The organism is Vibrio sp. YT-19(2023) (assembly GCF_033337395.1).
Map to the genome: position 1 here is coordinate 1 of NZ_JAWOQN010000394.1, position 766 is coordinate 766.

Genomic DNA, 766 nt, shown 5'->3' on the forward strand with positions numbered 1-766 from the left:
TGAAATTTTAGTTGATGCCTTGTTGGCGACAGAAGACCGAGACTTCTATCAGCATGATGGTGTTTCACCATTGGCTATTGCCCGTGCTTTAGTGGCGAACATCAAAGCGGGTCGCACCGTTCAAGGTGGCAGTACCTTAACGCAGCAGCTAGCGAAAAACTTATTTCTAACCCGTGATAAAACGCTGTGGCGTAAGGTGCGCGAAGCTTATATTGCGCTTATTCTTGATTACCGTTACAGCAAAGACCGCATTTTAGAAGCCTACCTCAATGAAGTGTATTTGGGTCAAAGCGGCGGCGAAGCGATCCACGGTTTTGGCTTAGCATCACGCTACTACTTTGGGCAGCCAATCCAAGAGTTGCGAATTGATCAACTTGCGATGCTGGTGGGCATGGTGAAAGGACCGTCGTACTACAATCCTGTTCGCTATCCTGAGCGCACTAAAGAGCGTCGAGACTTGGTGCTTCGATTACTGATGCAACAAAACATGCTCACATCGCAGCAATATGAACAAGCTGTGAGACGAACTCTTGATACACAAAGCAAACCACGAATTGCGAGCCGTCAGCCTGCATACTTCCAGCAATTGAATATCGAGCTGAAAGAGAAGGTCGGTGATCGCTTCAAGGCTGAAACTGGTCTGCGCGTGTTTACGTCTCTCGATCCTGTCTCTCAAAGTAAAATGGAGCAGGCTATCGCGAAGAAAATACCGGATTTAGCGAAGCGAGGCGGCAAAGAACTCGAAGCTGCTGCCGTGGCTGTTGAT

General features: G+C 48.4%; 1 protein-coding gene. It reads left to right on the forward strand.

Annotated elements, in window-relative coordinates:
• Nucleotides 1-766: transglycosylase domain-containing protein (locus R7E78_RS26115; RefSeq protein ID WP_318058610.1), on the forward strand; the 766-nt coding region annotated here is incomplete at both ends.